This is a genomic window from Candidatus Nealsonbacteria bacterium (assembly GCA_019923625.1).
Classification (GTDB): Bacteria; Patescibacteriota; Minisyncoccia; order Minisyncoccales; family RBG-13-42-11; genus JAHXGN01.
Window position 1 is genome coordinate 1 of sequence record JAHXGN010000029.1, and the last position, 1,846, is coordinate 1,846.

General features: G+C 34.1%; 2 protein-coding genes. Both read right to left on the bottom strand.

Translation table 11 applies throughout. The features are described from left to right. A partial coding sequence (locus KY055_02825) for a DEAD/DEAH box helicase family protein (protein MBZ1345533.1) occupies nucleotides 1-941 on the bottom strand: 941 nt, incomplete at its 3' end. 125 nt (nucleotides 942-1,066) lie between these two features. Beyond that, nucleotides 1,067-1,681, bottom strand: coding sequence for a DUF3800 domain-containing protein (locus KY055_02830; protein ID MBZ1345534.1), 615 nt, complete (start codon nucleotides 1,679-1,681; stop codon nucleotides 1,067-1,069). Nucleotides 1,682-1,846 lie beyond the last annotated feature (165 nt).

Sequence of the window (1,846 nt, forward strand, 5' to 3'; positions counted from 1 at the left end):
ATATGTTCGCCTGATAGCCAAATGGCCAGTTTATTATTGCCTTTTTCTGTTGAAATTTTGTATTTATTTTTCAAAATGCTTTCTACTCGTTCTCTTATTCTGTCCTCTAAACTTGTTTTCCTGTCAGGCAATTGGATTAAAACTAAAGGATTTACATTAACTTTTTCTTTTTGAAAATCTTTTAACAATTCCTGTCTCTTTTTCATCGCCGCGTCTATAACCAATTCTTCGCTACCGCCGCTTAATTTTTGCGTTTTGATTTTTCCCTGTTTAATAAAACTATCAAAATCATCATTCAAAACAACCGCTTTTTTAACCATTCCTTCTTTTTTGACATCGTCTAGTAAAACATCAACCGAGAGATCGCCGCTTAAGACTGGTGTTGCTGAAACCTCAATCGTCAAATCTGCGTTTATATCTTGTCGCAATTTATTCGCCGCCTGTTCTCCCTTTTTATCTTGCGTGCCTGCGGCATAATGACTTTCGTCAATAATTAAAATGATTTTTCTTCCCTCTTCCCTTGTTAATTCTAAAACTTTTGACAGATAAAATTCTTGTTCGTTCTCTTTTACAATCGTGTTTTTGTCTTTTTTATTAATACTCTCCCAATTAAAAAATAGAATCTCATTCTCGCCAATTTTTCTGTCGCTCAAATCATTAAAAAATTTACACTCCAACGCCCTACTATTTTCAAAATATACTTCTAATTTTTCTCTGCTTTGCTTGTGAAGTTGTCTTGGAGCCGTCCAAATAAAACCGAGTGATTGTCTAATTTCTCTATCGTCAACCAGTTGCTTCAAAAATTCCGCCATCATTATTGTTTTCCCAGAACCAGTCGGCGACTTAAAAACCAGTTTTTTGCTACCCGAATAACCCAAAAGTCTTTTGCTCTTGGTCAATAAATCGTCTATTGCGTTTTCTTGGTAAATTTTTAGTTGCATAAGTTATCCACAATTTTGAGCTTGACAACTATTGAGGTCTAATGATAGTATAATAATGGAATTGCTATCGTCTCGAACTGTCGCAATCCAATGCGGCGTTCCCGCAAGGGATAGAGACGGTAGTTTTATTTTGGCCAAAATTGCGCATAAATTTCTTTAGCTTTTATAACTTTTCTATAAACTTCTTTATCGCCCTTTTTAGTAAAACTTCTATGTGTGGCTCCAGCCACCATATCAGCAAGTTGTAAAAGATTGTTGCTATGCGATGATTGAATTTTTACTTTTTTAATTATACTTGTGCCAATCTTTTTTCTTAAATAAGTTTTTAATTGTCTTTTAAACTCTCGGGAACCGCTTCCATCTATTACAATAATTGCCTCTTTAAAGTATGGTTTTGCATTTTCAAAAACTAAACTGCAAGTATATTTATAAAACGATTCTTTAATTTTGAAACCATCGCCATATAATTTTTCTTTATTAATAATAATGGCAAAGTAGAAAAAAGCGTAAGGAGCTACTGCCTCAAAAAATTTGAGTCGTTGATCTTTTCGCAACTTGTTAAATTTAAATTCCGCTCCTTGCGAAAGTTTCAACTCTCTTTTTAAAAGTTCAATCCTTTGATCGCAAGCCGTCGCCTCTTCATTTTCTTCGAAAGACACTAAAGCAATCACAAAATAGCGGCTTGAACCTTTTTTTATTTTTAATCCGGCATCGCCAGATTCATCAATAAAAACTAACATAAATTTCTAATTGCATTTTCTTGGTAAATTTTCAGTTGCATAAATAGTGATATTTTACCTGTGGATAACCTTGATTGACAAACTTTCTTACACTATGCTAATATACAATTACTGGATCGGGGTGTCTCCCGGTCGGCATTGGGTCCCGTAAGGGACTTTTTGCTT